16 protein-coding genes are annotated in these 18,967 nt (G+C 71.9%); 7 read left to right on the top strand and 9 right to left on the bottom strand.

Annotated features, from left to right (window positions below; genetic code table 11):
* Window positions 1–207: 207 nt before the first annotated feature.
* From ACZ4U1_RS34355 to ACZ4U1_RS34345, 3 genes are all read left to right on the top strand, one after another.
* Window positions 208–1,104: a DUF3558 domain-containing protein gene (locus ACZ4U1_RS34355; protein ID WP_467908086.1), complete on the top strand. Its 897-nt coding sequence runs from the start codon at window positions 208–210 to the stop codon at window positions 1,102–1,104.
* 126 nt (window positions 1,105–1,230) lie between these two features.
* Window positions 1,231–2,142, top strand: coding sequence for a DUF3558 family protein (locus ACZ4U1_RS34350; protein WP_467908085.1), 912 nt, complete (start codon window positions 1,231–1,233; stop codon window positions 2,140–2,142).
* A 93-nt stretch (window positions 2,143–2,235) separates the two neighbouring features.
* Window positions 2,236–3,504, top strand: a complete 1,269-nt coding sequence (locus ACZ4U1_RS34345) for a DUF2637 domain-containing protein (protein ID WP_467908084.1) — start codon at window positions 2,236–2,238, stop codon at window positions 3,502–3,504.
* Window positions 3,505–3,559: 55 nt separating this feature from the next.
* On the opposite strand, the gene lysS is transcribed toward ACZ4U1_RS34345, so the two are convergent.
* The gene (lysS, locus tag ACZ4U1_RS34340; protein WP_467908083.1) at window positions 3,560–5,299 is read right to left on the bottom strand and encodes a lysine--tRNA ligase; all 1,740 of its coding nucleotides are present in this window, start codon (window positions 5,297–5,299) and stop codon (window positions 3,560–3,562) included.
* Window positions 5,300–5,427: 128 nt separating this feature from the next.
* Between lysS and argS the strand changes: the two genes are divergently transcribed.
* Entirely contained in the window at window positions 5,428–7,191 is a 1,764-nt protein-coding gene (gene argS, locus ACZ4U1_RS34335) for an arginine--tRNA ligase (protein WP_467908082.1), read from the top strand.
* A 34-nt stretch (window positions 7,192–7,225) separates the two neighbouring features.
* On the opposite strand, the gene ACZ4U1_RS34330 is transcribed toward argS, so the two are convergent.
* Window positions 7,226–8,197, bottom strand: a complete 972-nt coding sequence (locus tag ACZ4U1_RS34330; RefSeq protein WP_467908081.1) for a helix-turn-helix transcriptional regulator — start codon at window positions 8,195–8,197, stop codon at window positions 7,226–7,228.
* A gap of 72 nt (window positions 8,198–8,269) precedes the next feature.
* On the opposite strand from ACZ4U1_RS34330, the gene ACZ4U1_RS34325 reads away from it, so the two are divergent.
* Complete coding sequence (locus tag ACZ4U1_RS34325; RefSeq protein WP_467908080.1) at window positions 8,270–8,662, top strand: VOC family protein; 393 nt, start codon at window positions 8,270–8,272, stop codon at window positions 8,660–8,662.
* A gap of 87 nt (window positions 8,663–8,749) precedes the next feature.
* On the top strand, window positions 8,750–9,550 hold the full coding sequence (locus tag ACZ4U1_RS34320; protein ID WP_467908079.1) for a DUF4253 domain-containing protein: 801 nt from the start codon (window positions 8,750–8,752) through the stop codon (window positions 9,548–9,550).
* 10 nt (window positions 9,551–9,560) lie between these two features.
* Here the strand turns inward: ACZ4U1_RS34320 and ACZ4U1_RS34315 are convergent, their stop codons facing one another.
* Window positions 9,561–10,853 (bottom strand): helix-turn-helix domain-containing protein, encoded by a 1,293-nt coding sequence (locus ACZ4U1_RS34315; RefSeq protein WP_467908078.1) that lies wholly within the window; start codon window positions 10,851–10,853, stop codon window positions 9,561–9,563.
* A 189-nt stretch (window positions 10,854–11,042) separates the two neighbouring features.
* Here ACZ4U1_RS34315 and ACZ4U1_RS34310 point away from each other — a divergent pair, with 189 nt between their 5' ends.
* Window positions 11,043–11,741 carry a DUF4232 domain-containing protein gene (locus ACZ4U1_RS34310; RefSeq protein WP_467908191.1) on the top strand — a complete coding sequence of 233 codons (699 nt, stop codon included), beginning with the start codon at window positions 11,043–11,045 and terminating at the stop codon, window positions 11,739–11,741.
* Window positions 11,742–11,746: 5 nt separating this feature from the next.
* On the opposite strand, the gene hemB is transcribed toward ACZ4U1_RS34310, so the two are convergent.
* The 6 genes from hemB to ACZ4U1_RS34280 form a co-directional block, all read right to left on the bottom strand.
* Complete coding sequence (gene hemB, locus ACZ4U1_RS34305; RefSeq protein WP_467908077.1) at window positions 11,747–12,739, bottom strand: porphobilinogen synthase; 993 nt, start codon at window positions 12,737–12,739, stop codon at window positions 11,747–11,749.
* Window positions 12,740–12,825: 86 nt separating this feature from the next.
* Entirely contained in the window at window positions 12,826–13,599 is a 774-nt protein-coding gene (locus tag ACZ4U1_RS34300; protein WP_467908076.1) for a hypothetical protein, read from the bottom strand.
* Window positions 13,600–13,713: 114 nt separating this feature from the next.
* Window positions 13,714–15,426, bottom strand: a complete 1,713-nt coding sequence (locus ACZ4U1_RS34295; RefSeq protein WP_467908075.1) for a bifunctional uroporphyrinogen-III C-methyltransferase/uroporphyrinogen-III synthase — start codon at window positions 15,424–15,426, stop codon at window positions 13,714–13,716.
* Window positions 15,423–16,382, bottom strand: a complete 960-nt coding sequence (gene hemC, locus ACZ4U1_RS34290) for a hydroxymethylbilane synthase (RefSeq protein ID WP_467908074.1) — start codon at window positions 16,380–16,382, stop codon at window positions 15,423–15,425. Before hemC ends, ACZ4U1_RS34295 begins: the two co-directional genes overlap by 4 nt.
* Window positions 16,379–18,064, bottom strand: coding sequence for a glutamyl-tRNA reductase (locus ACZ4U1_RS34285; RefSeq protein ID WP_467908073.1), 1,686 nt, complete (start codon window positions 18,062–18,064; stop codon window positions 16,379–16,381). The genes hemC and ACZ4U1_RS34285 overlap by 4 nt, the downstream gene beginning before the upstream one ends.
* Window positions 18,061–18,825 (bottom strand): redox-sensing transcriptional repressor Rex, encoded by a 765-nt coding sequence (locus ACZ4U1_RS34280; RefSeq protein ID WP_467908072.1) that lies wholly within the window; start codon window positions 18,823–18,825, stop codon window positions 18,061–18,063. The genes ACZ4U1_RS34285 and ACZ4U1_RS34280 overlap by 4 nt, the downstream gene beginning before the upstream one ends.
* Window positions 18,826–18,967 lie beyond the last annotated feature (142 nt).

Raw genomic sequence — 18,967 nt, 5'->3', positions numbered from 1 at the left:
AAGCAACAACAAAAGGCTTAAACGCAACAAAACGCAAAAGCGGCGCCAAGGTCGATGAAAGGGACAAGGGACCGGCGTCCACGGCAGTGCGTGCGATACACATTGTCTCCAGGGGGCGCCCCGCTGCGGCAAGCGAATAACCAGCGGGGACACTGGAGCACCGAGCGAGCACACACCAGCGAGCACACCGTCGAGAGGAGCCCGACCGTGCAGCGGAAGGCGTACGTAACCGGCACCGCCGCCCTCCTCGCGGCGCTGCTGGCCGGCTGCACGAGCGGCTCCGGGGACGACGGTCCGACGGACAACGCGAACCCGGGCGACGCGGGCACGGCCACGGTCGCCGCCCAGCCGGGCAGGTACAGCAACCTCCCCGAGCCCTGCGGCGCGGTCGGCCACGACACCCTGGACGGGCTGCTGCCCGGCATCCAGCAGATCACCGACCCGGTCCAGCGGGACAGGGCCTACCAGGGCGAGGCCGCGCTCACCTACGACACCGACCGCAAGGTCGGCTGCCGCTGGAAGGTCGAGTCGGCCGACGCCACGGACCGTCTGTCCGTGGACCTCGAGCGCGTGGTGTCGTACGACAACGCGGTCAGCGACGACGACCAGGCGCAGAAGCTGTTCCAGGAGAAGGAGACGGCCGCGGACCTCCCTGCGCCGAGCAGTTCCTCGGCGCCGCCGCCCGCCACGCCCAGCTCGTCGGCGTCCTCGGAGGGCTCCGGCGGCAAGTCCGGCTCCGGCTCTCCGTCCGCCACGACGAAGCCGTCCTCGGACGCGTCGTCGCCCGCGGAGTCCACCGGGTCCGCGGGGTCCGCGGGGTCCGCGGGCTCGTCCGCCGCCTCCCCCGGTGTCACGCCCACCGATCTCCAGCCCCGCGCGCTCTCCGACCTCGGTGACGAGGCGTATCTGGACGACCAGCTGAATTCGTCCGGTTCGACGGCCGAACAGCGGACGGTGACTGTGGTGTTCCGCACGTCCAACGTCATCGTCACCATCCAGTACGAGGAGCAGCCGATGGCCACGGGAACGGTGCCGGACAGCAAGGAAATGCAGGACAGGGCCCGTGATCTGGCCTCGCAACTGGACGACGCGCTGGGCGGCTGACGTCCTCACCGGCCCCACCCGCCCCTGCCCGCAAAGCGCGCGAACGGAAACCGCACAGCTGCTTCACCGCGTACCGTGGCCCCGCAGGAACCCGCACGAACACCGAGCGTCATGAGTGAAGGAACCATGCAGCGAGCAGCCCAGCGAGACGACCGTGACCAGCGAGCCATGGGAGCCAGGCGAGCCAGGCGCCTTCGCCGCGCTCTTGTCTGCGCGGCAGCCGTCCCCGCGGTCCTGATCACCGCCGCCTGCTCCTCGGACTCCGGCGACTCCAAGGCCAAGTCCGGCGGCGAGAGCACCCAGTCGGCGGGCGCCGGCAGCACGCAGCCCTCGGCGAGCGCGTCCCCGACCGTGCAGGCCGCCGCGTACCGGAAGCTTCCCGACGCGTGCGCGGTCCTGTCGAAGGACACCCTGTCCGACCTGGTCCCGAAGGGTGCCAAGTCGGGTAAGAAGGGCAGCTCGGACGATCCGTCGGCGCGTGCCTCCTGCGCCTGGAACAGCCTGGACAACAACGGTGTGAAGGGTTCCCAGTTCCGCTGGCTGAACGTCTCGTTGCTCCGCTTCGACTCGGACGCCACGCGCGGCTCCGCCGACGACCAGGCGCACGCGTACTACACGCAGCAGGTCAAGGACGCCCAGTCGGTGGACGGCGCGAAGAGCACCAAGGTCGTGCCGCTGTCCGGCACGGGTGCGGAGGCGTCGGCGGTGCGGTACGACCTGAAGAAGAAGGAAGGTCTCTTCAAGCAGCAGACGGTCGTCGCCCGGGTCGAGAACGTCGTCGTCACGCTCGACTACAACGGTGCCGGTCTCGCGGGCGAGAAGACTCCCGACGCCGACGATCTGACGAAGGCGGCGGAGAAGGCGCTCAAGGAGGCGGTGGCGTCGGTGTCGTCGGCCAACGGCGCGGGTGGCACGGCGACTTCGCCGTCCTCGTCCGCGAAGCCGTCGAAGTCGGCCTCCAAGTCCCCCTCGTCGTCCCCGTCCAAGTCGGCCTCCTCCGGCGCATCTCCGTCCAAGTCGGCCGCCAGGAAGAGCTGACCGGACGGCCGTAGCGGCCGACCGGCACCACGTTCGCCGCACACGTGTGCCACTCTGTTGCGCGCAACAACACGCAAGGGGAGGGGAGTGCGAGTGGCCGCGCCACTGCAGCTGACTCGGATGCACCGCGTGCTCATCGGCGTGGTCGTGACCGGCGCGCTGATCATCGCCGGCATCGGCTTCGCCGGTTCGTACGCGGCCGTCCGTGAGCTGGCCATCAAGAAGGGCTTCGGGAACTTCTCGTATGTGTTCCCGATCGGCATCGACGCGGGCATCTGTGTTCTGCTCGCCCTCGACCTGCTGCTGACCTGGATCCGCATCCCCTTCCCGCTGCTCCGGCAGACGGCGTGGCTGCTGACGGCGGCGACGATCGCCTTCAACGGCGCCGCCGCCTGGCCGGACCCGCTGGGTGTGGGGATGCACGCGGTGATCCCGGTGCTGTTCGTCGTGTCGGTCGAGGCGGCCCGGCACGCGATCGGCCGCATCGCCGACATCACGGCCGACAAGCACATGGAGGGGGTCCGCCTCACCCGCTGGCTCCTCTCCCCGGTGCCCACGTTCCTCCTCTGGCGCCGTATGAAGCTGTGGGAGCTGCGCTCCTACGACCAGGTGATCAAGCTGGAGCAGGAACGTCTCGTCTACCAGGCCAGGCTCCGCAGCCGCTTCGGCCGGGCATGGCGCAGGAAGGCCCCGGTGGAGTCCCTGATGCCGCTCCGCCTGGCGCGGTACGGCGTCCCGTTGGCGGAGACGGCCCCGGCGGGGCTCGCGGCGGCGGGCATCGAGCCGGTCCTCCTGCCCCCGGCCCCGCGGCAGCCGCAGCTGGCAGCGGCGGCGGCCGCCGCTCCGGCCGCCGTTGCGGGCGCCGTTGCGGGCGGTCGTGCCGCTGGGGCGGCGCCCGCCCCAGCGGAGACGGCGCCTCCGGTGGACGAGGAGAGCCCCTGGTTCCAGGCTCCGCGAGAGGTGGAGTACCACGGCGGCTACGACCCCACCTACGACCCGATGCTCCAGGAACCCCAGTACGCCCCCGAGGAGCAGTACGAGGACTGGTACGAGGACCAGCCCCCGGAGCAGTTCCAGCAGCCCTCCCCGGAGGAGACCGGCAGCTTCCCCATCCCGGTGGGCCCGAACCGTACCCGTGAGCTGGGCGAAGGCGGCGCCGGTCCCGAGGCGGCGCCGACGGAGGAGGACTACTACCAGGTCTTCCGCAAGTCGATCGACGGCAGCTACCCGACCGCCGTCCAGCTCAGGGGCGACGTGGAGGCGACCTTCGGCATCACGCTCCCCAAGGCGGAAGCCGATCGGCTGGTCAAGGTCTTCACCGAGCGGCACTACCAGGAACTCCAGGAAGAACACATCGCATAGCGCATGAAGAAGGGGCCCTCCGGTAAGGAGGGCCCCTTTCAGTTTCCGCTCATGCTCACTCGCCGAGCAGGCGCCGCACCCGCTCCTGCCCCACGGCCAGCAGCAGCGTGGGCAGCCGGGGCCCGGTGTCGCGACCGACCAGCAGGTGGTAGAGCAGGGCGAAGAACGCCCGCTGGGCCGTCTTGATCTCGGCCGGCAGCTCCTTGGGCGTGGCGTCGGCGGAGAACCCGGCCTGCACCTTGGGCACGCCGTACACCAGGTGGGTGAGCCCGTCGAGCGACCAGTGGTCGGCGAGCCCGTCGAGCAGCAGGCGTACGGATTGCTGGGACGCCTCGTCGAGGGACTTCAGCAGGTCGACGTCGGGCTCGTCACGCACGATGGTCCGCTGGTCGGCGGGGACGTGCGTGTTGATCCAGGCCTCGGCCCGGTCGTAGCGCGGCCGTACCTCGTCCAGGGAGCCGAGCGGCTGCTCGGGGTCCAGCTCGGAGAGGATCCGCAGGGCCTGGTCCTCGTGTCCGGCGGTGATGTCGGCGACGGAGGCGAGGGTGCGGTACGGCAGCGGGCGCGCGGTCTTCGGCAGCTCACCGGCGGCGGTGCCCACGGCGCGGGTGTACGCGGCGATGTCGGCCGGCAGGGCGGAGCCGTCGGCGACCTTGGCGGCGAGCTTGTCCCACTCGTCGTAGAGCCGCTGGATCTCCTGGTCGAAGGCGATCTTGAAGGACTGGTTGGGCTTGCGGCGGGCGTAGAGCCAGCGCAGGAGCTGCGGCTCCATGATCTTCAGCGCGTCGGCCGGGGTCGGGACGCCACCGCGGGACGAGGACATCTTGGCCATGCCGGAGATGCCGACGAACGCGTACATGGGCCCGATGGGCTGCTTGCCGCCGAAGATGCCGACGATCTGGCCGCCGACCTGGAACGAGGAGCCGGGCGAGGAGTGGTCGACGCCGCTCGGCTCGAAGATCACGCCCTCGTAGGCCCAGCGCATCGGCCAGTCGACCTTCCAGACCAGCTTGCCGCGGTTGAACTCGCTGAGCCGGACGGTCTCCGCGAAGGCGCACTCGTTGCACGTGTACGCCAGCTCGGTGGTGTCGTCGTCGTAGGAGGTGACCGTGGTCAGGTCCTTGCCGCAGTTGCCGCAGTACGGCTTGTACGGGAAGTAACCGGCGGCGCCGGAGCTGCCGTCGTCCTCGGACGCGGCGCCGGAGCCCTCCTCGGCCTCCAGCTCGGCCTCGTCCACCGGCTTCTGCTGCTGCTTCTTCGGGGCCTTCTTCGTGCGGTACTGGGCGAGGATCGCGTCGATGTCGTTCCGGTGCTTCATGGCGTGCAGGATCTGCTCGCGGTAGGCGCCGGAGGTGTACTGCTCGGTCTGGCTGATCCCGTCGAACTCGACGCCCAGCTGGGCGAGCGACTCGATCATCGCGGCCTTGAAGTGCTCGGCCCAGTTCGGGTACGACGATCCGCGCGGCGCCGGGACGGAGGTCAGCGGCTTGCCGATGTGCTCGGCCCAGGACTCGTCGATGCCCGCGACGCCGGCCGGGACCTTGCGGTAGCGGTCGTAGTCGTCCCAGGAGATCAGGTGGCGGACCTGGTGGCCGCGGCGGCGGATCTCGTCGGCGACGAGGTGCGGGGTCATGACCTCGCGGAGGTTCCCGAGGTGAATCGGGCCGGAGGGGGAGAGTCCGGACGCGACGACGACCGGTTTGCCCGGGGCCCGGCGCTCCGACTCCTCGATGACCTCATCCGCGAAACGGGAGACCCAGTCGGTGGTCTCGGTGCTCTGAGCCACGATCGGCACGTCCTTCTTTCTGAACGGGGTGACACTCCATTCTCACAGACCGGATCGCGCCCGGGAAAACGGCTTTACCCCCCGTGGGATACTGGGTGGGTCTATCCATCCCCACGAGGAGAACGGCACCCCTACCTATGGCCTCGGTCACGTCCCTCAGCGACAACGTCCAGCAGCACCTCGCGACCGCTCTCTCGGCCACCCTGCCGGAGGCCGCCGGCGCGGACCCGCTGCTGCGACGAAGCGACCGGGCCGACTTCCAGGCCAACGGCATCCTGGCCCTGGCCAAGAAGGCGAAGGCGAACCCCCGGGAGCTGGCGACGCGGGTCGTCTCCCAGGTGGTGACGGGTGACGTGATCCAGGACGTCGAGGTCTCCGGCCCCGGCTTCCTCAACATCACGATCGCGGACAAGGCGATCACCGAGAACCTGGCCGCGCGGTACGCGGACGACACCGGCCGCCTCGGCGTGCCGTACGCCGAGCAGCCGGGCACGACGGTGATCGACTACGCCCAGCCGAACGTGGCGAAGGAGATGCACGTCGGCCACCTGCGGTCCGCGGTGATCGGCGACTCGGTCGTCCAGCTGCTGGAGTTCACCGGCGAGAACGTGGTCCGGCGTCACCACATCGGCGACTGGGGCACCCAGTTCGGCATGCTGATCCAGTACCTGGACGAGCACCCGCACGAGCTGGACCACAAGGCCGCCGAGGTGACCGGCGAGGAGGCGATGTCGAACCTCGACCGCCTCTACAAGGCCGCGCGCAAGCTCTTCGACTCCGACGAGGAGTTCAAGACGCGGGCCCGCCGCCGGGTGGTGGACCTCCAGGCGGGGGACGCGCACACGCTCGCGATGTGGCAGAAGTTCGTGGACGAGTCGAAGATCTACTTCTTCTCCGTCTTCGAGAAGCTGGACATGGAGATCCGGGACCCCGACATCGTCGGCGAGTCCGGTTACAACGACATGCTGGCGGAGACCTGCCGCCTCCTGGAGGAGTCGGGCGTCGCGGTCCGCTCCGAGGGCGCCCTCTGCGTCTTCTTCGAGGACATCAAGGGCCCGGACGGCAACCCGGTCCCGCTGATCGTGCAGAAGTCGGACGGCGGCTACGGCTACGCGGCCACCGACCTCTCCGCGATCCGCGACCGCGTCTTCAACCTCAAGGCGAACACCCTCCTTTACGTGGTGGACGCCCGCCAGGCCCTGCACTTCCGGATGGTCTTCGAGACGGCCCGCCGCGCCGGCTGGCTGAACGAGGACGTGACGGCGGTGCAGCTGGCCTTCGGCACGGTCCTCGGCAAGGACGGCAAGCCGTTCAAGACGCGTGAGGGCGAGACGGTCCGCCTGGTCGACCTGCTGGACGAGGCGATCGACCGCGCCTCGGCCGTGGTCCGGGAGAAGGCGCAGGACCTCTCCGAGGAGGAGATCGCCGAGCGGGGCGCCCAGGTGGGCATCGGCGCGGTGAAGTACGCGGACCTGTCGACGTCGGCGAACCGGGACTACAAGTTCGACCTGGACCAGATGGTCTCGCTGAACGGCGACACGTCCGTCTACCTCCAGTACGCCTACGCCCGTATCCGGTCGATCCTCCGCAAGGCCGGCGAGGTCCGCCCGGCCGCCCACCCGGAGCTGGCCCTGGCCGACGCCGAGCGCGCCCTCGGCCTCCACCTGGACTCCTTCGCGGAGACGGTCCGGGAGGCGGCCACGGAGTACGCCCCGCACAAGCTGGCGGCGTACCTGTACCAGCTGGCCTCCCTGTACACGTCGTTCTACGACAAGTGCCCGGTCCTGCGCGCCGAGACCCCGGCCCAGGTGGAGAACCGCCTCTTCCTGTGCGACATCACGGCCCGCACCCTCCACCAGGGCATGGCCCTGCTCGGCATCAGGACGCCCGAGAAGCTCTGACCGAGCGACGCAGCACGGCACCGACGGCCCGCCCTCATCCCGGGGGCGGGCCGTCGTCGTCCGTGTGGTCGGCGAGGAGTTCGCGGGTACGCCGGACCAGGGCCTGCCGTACGGAGTCCGGGGCGAGGACGCGCAACGGGGTGGCGAGGCCCAGCAGGTACCGGGCGAGTCTGTCCGGGTCGGGGCCGCCGATGTCCACGAGCGTGGCGTCCGGGCCGTCGGGGCGGTGGGTGCCCACGGTGGCGGGTACGACCCGCAGCGCGTCGGCCAGGGGCAGCGGGAGGCGGATGGTGGCGGACAGCGGATAGGGGCCGTTGGCGGTGTTGCGGGAGACCAGCTGTGCCGGGTCGGGCGGGTCGGTGATCTCCGCCGGCTGCCCGGTGGGCTGGAGCCGCTCGACGCGGTCGGCGCGGAAGGTCCGCCAGCCGCGTGCCGCGTCCCGGGCGACGAAGTACCAGCGCCGTCCGGTGTGGACGAGCCGGTACGGATCGACGTCGCGGACCGTGTGCCGGCCCTGCCCGTCGCGGTACGACAGCCGGGCGCGCTCGCCGCGCCGGCAGGCGGCGGCCAGCTCCAGCAGCATGCCGGGCCGGAGCTGCGGCTCCTCGGGCCAGGGCAGCCGTACCAGGGCGTCGTCCCACTCCCCGAGCCGCTCGGCGATCCGGGGCGGCAGCACCTGGCGCAGCTTCAGCAGCGCCGACAGCGCGGCCTGGTCCCCGCCGAGGGCTCCGTCGAGCGCCGCGCCCCGCAGCCCCACGGCCACGGCGAGCGCCTCCTCGTCGTCCAGGATCAGCGGCGGCACGCGCGTGCCGGCCCGGAGCCGGTAACCGCCCCAGGGTCCGGCCTCGGAGTCGACGGTGTACCCGAGTTCCCGCAGCCGCGCGATGTCCCGCCGCACGGTGCGGTCGGTGACGGCCATCCGGTCGGCCAGCTCGGCGCAGGTCCAGGAGGGCCGGGCGGCGAGCAGCGAGAGCAGGCGCAGCAGGCGGGCGGAGGCACTGAGCACGGGGGAAGTTTTCCACACGGGTGGGGCGCGACCAGGACCGAATCTGTCCGGGTCACGCCCTACGGTCCTCCCATGACCACGGAGACCACTTCCGCCACACCCACGTTCCGCTACGCCGCCGTCACCTTCGACTGCGCGGACCCCGTCGAACTGTCCCGTTTCTACGGCGAGATGTTCGGCCTGTCCGTCGCCTACTCCTCCGACGACTTCGTCTTCCTCACCGGCAAGGACGGCACGGCGGGACTCGGCTTCCACCGCCTCCCCGACTACCGCCGCCCCACCTGGCCGGACCCCGCCCAGGAGAAGCAGGCCCACATCGAGGTGGGTGTGGACGACCTGGACGAGGCCGAGGCCCACCTGCTCGCCCTGGGCGCGACCAAGCCGGAGCCGCAGCCGCAGCCGGACCGGTGGCGGGTGCTGCTGGACCCGGCGGGACACCCGTTCTGCATCACGACGCTGGTCTGACCCCGGACACGGGCGGCCGAGCGGGGCCGAGGGCAACGAACCAGCAGGTCAAGGGCGTTGTCAGTGGCCGGCCCTACAGTCACGGGTATGGCGACTCTTCCCAACCCGCTGCCCAGGCTGGCCACCGACCCCAGTGGGCGTTCCCTGGGGCTTCAACTGCCGCCCGGCAGGCTGGTAGACGAGACGGACAACGGCCGCTGGCACGAGCCCTTGCTGTGGCTGGCGGACAAGCCCGCCGCGCCGGGCACGTGGAGGGTGCTCGGCGCTCCGGCCAGACGTATCGGGCTGTTGCCGGTGCTCATGGATGTGGGCGGGGCCATGGCCGGGCCGGAGGAGTGGGAGCTGAGCCCGGGGCTCATGTCGTACCCGGGGGATCACGACGCCGAGGAGGTCCTCGCGGAGTACTGGGAGGAGGAGATCGGGGAGGAAGAGGAGGGCATCGAGCCGTTCGGGAGCGGCTGGCCGGGGCTCGCCGGCGCCCGCCCCCTCGCCGCCGATCCGGACAGCCGGGCCGCTCAGGTCGCGGATGTGCTGACGGACGGTACGCGGCCCTGGCTGAAGGAGCCGCGTCTCGCGCTGGTTCCGGCCCGCAGGTCCGCCGACATACCGGCGGTGATCGGGTGGCCGGGGCCGCTGAACTACGACAGCGACGTGGCCCGGCTCTCCGCGGTACTGCGCTCCTGGGAGGACCGCTTCGGCACACGCGTCACGGCGCTCGGCTACGACACGCTGGCCGTGTCGGTCGCGGCCCCGCCGACCAGCACGGCGGAGGCCGAGGCGGTGGCGGTGGAGCACTTCGCCTTCTGTCCGACGGACGGCACCACGACGTTGCGGGGGTACGCCGAGGGGCTGGTCGGCGCCACGAGTTGGTCCTTCTGGTGGGACTGACCCGGAGGCGTCAGTTCGCCTCCGAGGCCGGTTGCCACTTCTCGCCGCCGAGGGGGAAGGCGTACGCGGGCCGTCCGTTGTTGCCGCTGGTGCGGAACGGGCGGCCGGCGTCGTCGACCACCAGCGTGCCGTGCCGGTCCCCGCTGGACCAGGACAGCTCCAGGTACCAGCTGACGTCGTACGCGGACGCGTCGGCGGTGACGTGGAAGACCTCGGGGTCCGACCGGCTCACCTTGAACGGGAAGTTCTGGTGTCCGGCCTCCGGTACGGGGGCGGGGCGCATCGCGTCCAGGGCGACGGTGAAGGCGCGGGTCGGTACGCCGCCGCCGCAGCCGACGCCGGGGTAGCCCATGGCGTAGTCGTTCCAGGCGAGCGGGGTCCGCTTGCCCGCCATCCGCACGGACAGCTTCTCCAGCACGACCGTCTCGCTGCCGGTGCCCTGCACGGTGAAGGTGACGTACTGCTCCCCGGCCGAGACCGCCTGGTGCACGTCGACCCAGGCGGGCGCGTCCTGCTCCAGCGGGGGCGGCGCGACGGCGGCGGGCTGCCGGTCGATCAGGTAGTGCTGGGAGCAGGGGCTCTGCCAGGCGAAGGGGTGCGTGGTGACCGTGAGGGGCGGGGCCGCCGCCATGGCCGCTCCCTCGGTCGCGGACGCGCGTGGCCTGTCCTTTGGTGTGCCGGTGGTGCGGGTGGCGGGGACCTTGGCGGAGGGGGAGGCCGAGCGGGTGGCGGACCGACGCGGCGTGGGGCTCCCGGCCGTCGCCGTGGGCGGACCGCCGGCCCGGGCGGCGGACTCCACGGTGGCCGTGGTGCCCTTGCCGTCCTGCTGTCCGTCGCCGGCGGGCAGGTTGAGGGCGACCGCCACACCGCCGAGCAGCGCGGTGACGGTGAGGGCGGAGAGGAGAACGAGCCGCCGGCGCCGGGGACGGGCCGGTGTCGCCGGCTCCGGCGGCGACTCGGCCACCGGCTCCTGCGCCGCCTCCTCCCCCACCGCTGCCCGTTCCTCTGCCGTGGGCGCCTGCGCCTGCCGTACCGGCGGTGGCTCCTTCCGCCCCCGTCCCGCATCCGCCAGCACCCACCGCCGGTGCAGCTCGACGAGTTCCTCCGGTGTGGCCCTGCACAGCCGGGCCAGCCGCTCCACGGGCGCGTAGTCCGCCGGTACGGCGTCCCCGTTGCAGTACCGGTGGAGCGTCGAGGTGCTCATGTGGAGCCGCTTGGCGAGCGTGCCGTAGCTGTGCCCGGAGCGGTTCTTCAGCTCCCGCAGCAGCTCGGCGAAAGCGCTCCCAGAAGTGCCGTCCGACATCGTTTCCCCTTCCCCCTCGTCCCAGCCCGGCATTCCAGGCAGGGGTCGTTCCCGCAGGTCAGAGCCGGTGTGAGCGTTCCAGCGTCCCGGATGGCCGTCGGGTGCTGGCGACCGGGACGGGCGGGCCCACAGGCTGTGGTCATCCAAGCACGACGACCGGCTCAGCCCGAAAGAGGACTTGCCATGCGTATGCGCCATATCCGTCTGTTCGCCGCCACCGGCACCGCCGTCGCCGCCCTCGCGCTCACGGCGTGCGGCAACGGGACGGGGACCGAGGACGAGGGCGCCTCCCGGCCGGCGGCGACGGCGGACACACCCGCGTCGAAGACGCCGAAGGCCGGCACCGAAGGCACCGGCGGCCGGGCCGCGAACGGCACGCCCGTGGCCCGTACCCACACACCCGGTACCCGTCCGAGCGCGGCCCCCGGCCACAGCGGTGGGAGCACCCGGACCGGAAGCCCGGTGGTGCTGTGCAACGGCGCCAACACCACCGTCACCGCCCAGCCGCTCAGCCGTCCCCTCAACCACATGCTGATCACCGTGAAGAACACGGGCGGCAAGACGTGCGAGCTGCCGTACTACCCGGTGCTCCGCTTCGACCAGATGCAGTGGGTGCCGCAGGCGGACAAGGAGACCCAGCCGCAGGCCGTGGTCAGCCTGGCGCCCGGCGAGTCGGGGTACGCGGGCGTGCTGCTGTCGGCCGCCGACGGCAGCGGCACCGGCGGAATGACCGCCCACAAGCTGACGGTGGCCTTCCAGGGCCTCACCCCGAACAGCAGCGGCGGCCCGTCCGCGACCCCGTCCCTGCCCGCCAAGGGCGTCTACTACGACAGCGCGCTGAAGGTGACGTACTGGCGGCAGGACCTGGACGCCATCAGCAGCTGGTGAACGGGCTAGCGCAGCTTCTGGGCCACCTCGGTGGCCCAGTAGGTGAGGATGTTCCGCGCGCCGGCCCGCTTGATGCCGGTGAGGGTCTCGAAGATGGCCCGGTCCCGGTCGAGCCAGCCCTTCTCGGCGGCGGCCTCGATCATCGCGTACTCGCCGGAGATCTGGTAGGCGGCGACGGGCACGTCCACGGCGTCCGCGACCCGGGCGAGGATGTCGAGGTAGGGGCCGGCCGGCTTGACCATCACCATGTCGGCGCCCTCGGCGACGTCCAGCTCCAGCTCGCGCAGGGACTCGCGCCAGTTGGCGGGATCCTGCTGGTAGGTCTTGCGGTCGCCCTGGAGGGAGGAGGCGACGGCCTCGCGGAAGGGGCCGTAGAAGGCGGAGGAGTACTTGGCGGTGTAGGCGAGGATGGCGACGTCCTCACGGCCGATCTGGTCGAGGGCGTCGCGGACGACGCCGATCTGACCGTCCATCATGCCGCTCGGGCCGACGACGTGGGCGCCGGCGTCGGCCTGCACCTGCGCCATCTCGGCGTACCGCTCCAGGGTGGCGTCGTTGTCGACGCGGCCCTCGGCGTCCAGCACCCCGCAGTGCCCGTGGTCGGTGAACTCGTCCAGGCACAGGTCGGACATGACGAGCAGGTCGTCGCCGACCTCGGCGCGGACGTCCCGCAGGGCGACCTGGAGGATCCCGTCCGGGTCGGTGCCGCAGGTGCCGAGGGCGTCCTTCTTCCCGTCCTCCGGCACACCGAACAGCATGATCCCGGAGATCCCGGCCTCCACGGCCTCCAGCGCGGCCTTCTTCAGGCTGTCCCGCGTGTGCTGCACGACCCCGGGCATCGCCCCGATCGGCACCGGCTCACTGACGCCCTCCCGGACGAACGCCGGAAGGATGAAGTCGGCGGGGTGCAGCCGGGTCTCGGCGACCATGCGGCGCATGACGGGGGTGGTGCGCAGCCGGCGGGGACGCGTACCGGGAAAGGATCCGTACTTCGTCATGCCCTCTACGCTACGCCCGCCCCAGGTGGACCTTTGCCGACGTGCTGTCGGCCCGGCGGAGGGCGGCTCACGGCAGTCGTGGTCGTTCAGCGCTCGTCGATTTCGGCGAGGATCCGGTCGACCACCTCGCCGTGGCCACGCGGTGCCCGGGCGCGGAACTCCATCAGGCGACGGGCCGCACCGAGCGGCACCTGCGCCGCGCCTCTGTCCGCCACACCGCTTTCGACCGCCCGCAGACCCCAGTACTGGTTGAAGGCGAGGGGCTCGGCGATCGCGGCGTCGACCAGCGGTCCCAGGGCCCCCTGCTCGGGCAGCGCGTACAGGCGTGCGTAGGCCGCCAGACGCATCCCGGCGTCCTGGGAGGCAAGCAGCCCCTGGGCGTCGAAAGCGGGCACTCGTTGTGCCGCACGCACCATGCGGGCGAAGATCCTGTCCATGCGCTGGGTCCGGGCACGGCTGCCCGGCTGTTCGAGGCGTACGTTCACATACTCGGCGGCCAATTCCCTGACCGTGTCCCAGGCCGCGCCGTCATCGGCGTTCCCGTCGGGCGCGTCACCGACGAGTGCGGCATTCGCCGTCCGCTGGACATCCTCGATGCGACGTTCCATGTCGCGGAACTCGATTCTGGCGAAGCCCGGCACCTCGATGCTGCGGAACAACTCTCCGAGCCACGGCACCACGGCGATCGCCAACAGCATCACCACGATGCCGTCGATCTTCAGCCCGGGCGCCACCATGTGCAGAATCGCGGCCCCCACCCCGGCACAGGTCACCAGCAGCCCGACGGCATGGCCGCGTAACCGGGGGGTGCCCTCCTCAGAACGCCGTTGGCGATCTCCCCCACCCATACCGACCAGCATGGCAGAACCGCGGTGGCCGGGGGAGCTGTCCGGGCGCTCACAGCCGTACACCTGTGAGCCGACGGATCCGAGAAGTGTGGCGGAGTGCCCCGTCACGGAGCACTCCGCCACGCCTCACGTCGTCGTACGACGTCTCCGCGCTCCCGGCCGCCGCTCGCTCGGCCGGGTCACCGGATCCCCGGCCTCCAGCGCGGCAGCCCGCCGCTTCATGCCGAAGTCGGCCAGGGCCTCGGCCAGCTTGTGCACGGACGGCTCCGGAGCCATCACGTCCACCCGGAGACCGTGCTCCTCCGCCGTCTTCGCCGTGGCCGGGCCGATGCAGGCGATCACCGTCACGTTGTGCGGCTTGCCCGCGATGCCGACCAGGTTGCGGACCGTGGACGAGGACGTGAAGAGGACCGCGTCGAAGCCGCCGCCCTTGATCGCCTCGCGGGTCTCCGCCGGGGGCGGCGAGGCGCGGACGGTGCGGTAGGCCGTGACGTCGTCGACCTCCCAGCCCAGCTCGATCAGGCCGGCGACCAGGGTCTCGGTCGCGATGTCGGCGCGGGGCAGGAAGACGCGGTCGATCGGGTCGAAGACCGGGTCGTAGGGGGGCCAGTCCTCCAGGAGGCCGGCCGCCGACTGCTCGCCGCTCGGCACCAGGTCCGGCTTCACGCCGAAGGCGATCAGGGCCTTCGCCGTCTGCTCGCCCACCGCGGCCACCTTGATGCCCGCGAAGGCACGGGCGTCGAGGCCGTACTCCTCGAACTTCTCGCGGACGGCCTTCACCGCGTTGACGGAGGTGAAGGCGATCCACTCGTAGCGGCCCGTCACCAGGCCCTTGACCGCGCGTTCCATCTGCTGCGGGGTGCGCGGGGGCTCCACCGCGATCGTCGGGACCTCGTGCGGCACCGCGCCGTAGGAGCGCAGCTGGTCCGAGAGCGACGCCGCCTGCTCCTTCGTCCGCGGTACGAGCACCTTCCAGCCGAACAGCGGCTTGGACTCGAACCACGACAGCTGGTCGCGCCGGTCGGCGGCGGAACGCTCGCCGACCACGGCTATCACCGGCCGGCCGCCGTCGGGCGACGGGAGGACCTTGGCCTGCTTCAGGGTCTGCGCGATCGTGCCGAGGGTCGCCGTCCAGGTGCGCTGGCGGGTCGTCGTACCGGCGATCGTCACCGTGAGGGGGGTGTCGGGCTTGCGGCCCGCCGAGACCAGCTCGCCGGCCGCGGCGGCGACCGAGTCCAGGGTCGTCGAGACGACGACCGTGCCGTCCGACGCGCCGACCTCCGTCCAGCAGCGGTCCGAGGCGGTGCGGGCGTCCACGAACCGGACGTCCGCGCCCTCGGAGCCCCGCAGCGGCACACCGGCGTACGCGGGCACGCCGACCGCCGCCGCCACACCGGGGACGACCTCGAAGGGCACCCCGGCGGCGGCGCAGGCGAGCATTTCCTCCGCCGCGCACGTATCAAGTCCCGGGTCCCCGGACACGGCACGGACGACCCGCCTGCCGCCCCGCGCGGCCTCCATGACAAGATGAGCGGCATCCCGGGCAGCAGCCGGGACAGCCACGGGTGTTGACGTGCCGTCAACGACCGTCAGCTGGGGCGTGCCTGTGCCCGGCGGGGACACCGCAGAGGAGTCCGCGTCCGTCTGCACCACGGAGACGCCCTGCCGCGCGTGCGTCCGGATCACGTCGAGCACCTCGTGCTCGGCGACCAGGACGTCCGCGTTCGACAGCGCCTCCACGGCGCGCAGAGTCAGCAGTCCCGGATCTCCGGGTCCGGCACCGAGGAAGGTGACGTGCCCGTGTTCAGGACCGGCGGCAGGAAGGGCGGTGGGGCTCACTGTGCTCGCTCCCCCATCAGACCGGCCGCGCCCTGGGCGAGCATCTCGGTGGCGAGTTCGCGACCGAGTGCCGTCGCCTGGTCGTGCGTCTGGGGCACGGGACCGGTGGTGGACAGCTGCACCATGCGAGTGCCGTCGGTCGTGCCGACGACGCCGCGCAGGCGCATTTCCTTGACAATCTGCCCGTCGGCCAGAAGGTCGGCCAGCGCGCCCACAGGTGCGCTGCAACCGGCCTCCAGGGCGGCGAGCAGTGACCGCTCGGCGGTGACGGCGGCCCGTGTGAACGGGTCGTCCAGCTCACCGAGCGCGGCGATGAGGTCCGCGTTGTCCGCGGCGCACTCGATCGCCAGGGCCCCCTGGCCGGGGGCGGGCAGAACCGTGTCGACCGACAGGAAGTCGGTCACCTCGTCGATCCGGCCGATCCGGTTGAGGCCGGCGGCGGCCAGCACGACCGCGTCCAGTTCGCCGTCGTGGACGTACCGGATGCGGGTGTCGACGTTGCCGCGGATCGGGACCGTCTCGATGTCCAGGCCGTGGGCGCGGGCGTACGCGTTCAGCTGCGCCATGCGACGCGGCGAACCGGTGCCGATGCGGGCTCCGCGCGGCAGGTCGGTGAACTTCAGCGCGTCCCGCGCGACGATCACGTCCCGCGGGTCCTCGCGCACCGGTACGGCGGCCAGGACCAGTTCCTCGGGCTGCGCGGTCGGCAGGTCCTTGAGCGAATGAACCGCGAAGTCCACCTCGCCCTTCAGCAGCGCGTCGCGCAGCGCCGTGACGAACACGCCGGTGCCGCCGATCTGCGCGAGCGCCTCCCGGGAGACATCGCCGTACGTGGTGATCTCGACCAGCTCGACGGGCCGCCCGGTCACCTGGCGGACGGCCTCTGCCACCTGCCCGGACTGGGCCATGGCGAGCTTGCTCCGCCTGGTCCCGAGCCGCAGTGCCTTCTCACTCATGCTGGCCCTCGGTTCTTGTTCTCTGTGCTGTCCCCGGCCCGGGAGACGGCGGCCACCGTCTCGGGGTCGAGGTCGAACAGGGTGCGCAGCGCGTCCGCGTACCCGGCGCCGCCGGGCTCGGCCGCGAGCTGCTTGACCCGTACGGTCGGCGCGTGCAGCAGCTTGTCGACGACCCGGTGCACGGCCTGGCGGATCTCGCCGCGCTGGCGTTCGTCCAGGTCGGGCAGGCGGCCGTCGAGCCGCGCGATCTCACTGGCGACGACGTCGGCGGCCATGCTGCGCAGCGCGACCACGGTCGGCGTGATGTGCGCCGCCCGCTGTGCCGCGCCGAAGGCGGCGACCTCGTCGGAGACGATACGCCGGACCTGGTCCACGTCGGCCGCCATCGGCGCGTCGGCGGACGCCTCCGCCAGCGACTCGATGTCGACCAGGCGGACCCCGGCCAGCCGGTGCACGGCCGCGTCGATGTCGCGGGGCATGGCGAGGTCGAGGAGGAAGACGGAGGGCGCCGGGCGCTCGGCGACCGGCTCCGGCCTGCGCCGCTCGGGGATCCGGCCGACGGTGGCGACGGTCGCGGCGAGCGCGGTGATCAGCTCGGCGTCCGCCTCGGGTGTACGGCGCTCCCGGCGGTCGATCGTGCCTCCGGCGACCCAGGCCGCGTGCTGCTCCAGGGTGGCCGCGTCCATGCCGGCCACGGCGGCCTCGCCCATGACGGAGAAGCCGGGCTGTACGGCGGCCAGGTCCAGCGGGCAGTTCTCGTCGGCGGCGGCCGCCAGCGGGGCCTTGGCCTGGGCGGGCGTACGAGCGGTGTCGGCGATCTCGGCGGCGGGGGCGCCGGTGCGGCCCTCGACCGCCTGCGCGACCGCCTCCGCCGTGAGCACCAGTCCCGTCGCCCCGGTACAGGAGACGACGACGTCGGCACGTGTCAGCTCGGCGGCCACCGCGTCCATGCGCACCGCGCGGGCGGTCACGCCGGCGGTGTCCTCACCGTCCGTCAAGATCTGGGCGAGCCGCTCGGCGCGCTCGAAGGTGCGGTTGGCGACGACGACCTCGGCGACCCCGGCGCGGGCGAGCGTCGCGGCGGCCAGGGACGACATCGATCCGGCGCCGATGACCAGCGCGGTGCGGCCCAGGGCCCACTCGCGCACGTCACCGCCCGCGGCCAGCTGCTCCAGGCCGAAGGTGACCAGGGACTGGCCGGCACGGTCGATGCCGGTCTCGGAGTGGGCGCGCTTGCCGACCCGCAGGGCCTGCTGGAACAGGTCGTTCAACAGCTTGCCGGCGGTGTGCAGCTCCTGGGCGCGGGCCAGGGAGTCCTTGATCTGGCCGAGGATCTGGCCCTCGCCGACGACCATCGAGTCCAGGCCGCAGGCCACCGAGAACAGGTGGTGGACGGCCCGGTCCTCGTAGTGGACGTACAGGTACGGGGTCAGTTCCTCCAGGCCGACGCCGCTGTGCTGGGCGAGCAGCGTGGACAACTCGGCGACACCGGCGTGGAACTTGTCGACGTCGGCGTACAGCTCGATGCGGTTGCAGGTGGCGAGCACCGCGGCCTCGGTGGCGGGCTCCGCGGCGACCGTGTCCTGGAGCAGCTTGGTCTGGGCGTCCACGCTCAGCGCGGCCCGCTCCAGCACGCTGACCGGGGCGCTGCGGTGGCTGAGGCCCACGACGAGGAGGCTCATGCCGGCATCACGGCGGGGACGTCCCCGTCGGGCCCCTGGTCGGCGGAGGTGTCGCGGGTGGTGGCGGCGGGCAGCGCGCCGTCTCCCGCGGCGGTCTCCTCGCCGGCCTTGCGCTGCTCGTGGAAGGCGAGGATCTGCAGCTCGATGGAGAGGTCGACCTTGCGCACGTCGACGCCGTCCGGGACGGACAGCACGGTCGGCGCGAAGTTCAGGATGGAGGTCACGCCGGCGGCCACGAGCCGGTCGCAGACCTGCTGGGCGGCGCCGGCGGGGGTGGCGATGACGCCGATGGAGACCCCGTTGTCCTTGATGATCTTCTCGAGGTCGTCGGTGTGCTGCACCGGGATGCCCGCGACCGGCTTGCCGGCCATCGCCGGGTCGGCGTCGATGAGCGCGGCGACCCGGAAGCCACGGGAGGCGAAACCGCCGTAGTTGGCGAGCGCGGCGCCGAGGTTGCCGATACCGACGATCACAACCGGCCAGTCCTGGGTCAGGCCGAGTTCGCGGGAGATCTGGTAGACGAGATACTCCACGTCGTAGCCGACACCGCGCGTTCCGTAGGAGCCCAGGTACGAGAAGTCCTTGCGCAGCTTCGCGGAGTTGACCCCCGCCGCCGCGGCCAGCTCCTCGGAGGAGACCGTGGGCACCGAGCGCTCCGACAGCGCGGTCAGGGCTCGGAGGTACAGCGGAAGCCGGGCGACGGTGGCCTCGGGAATCCCTCGGCTACGGGTCGCCGGTCGGTGTGTTCGGCCAGTTGCCACGGTGCTCCTGCGGGTAGAGCGGGGCTGCAGGCGGTCATACGTCCCCAGACCGCCCCGTCGACAGCAGGCTATGTCTTTGTGAACGCGTGCACAAAGATGGTGTCCGATTTGCCCGGCAGAAGTGACCGGGGTCACGCGGGTT

Source organism: Streptomyces sp. NPDC028928, from assembly GCF_055564915.1.
This window is presented reverse-complemented; position numbering and strand designations above follow the sequence as displayed.